Here is a 202-nt window from a genome sequence, read left to right as displayed (position 1 = left end):
AGTTCAGACTTCCTCCATGAAGATGAATTTTCCTAAAATCACTTTAAAGGCCCTTTTTAGCCTCGACCTGCCATTTGAGGCATAGTTTAGTTACACCCCCCCCGGTTTTTTGCCTAAAGGGAAAAATCAAGACAGAATTTGATGGATTTTACTCTGTTAAAAGAGTGAAATGATGATGAGCAAATCAGCATGCCCCCTGTAT

Origin of the sequence: Dialister sp. CAG:357 (assembly GCF_000435155.1) — a bacterium.
GTDB classification, from domain to species: Bacteria; Bacillota; Negativicutes; order Veillonellales; family Dialisteraceae; genus Dialister; species Dialister hominis.
The sequence above is the reverse complement of the archived record's forward strand: the minus strand, read 5'-3'. Positions refer to the sequence as shown.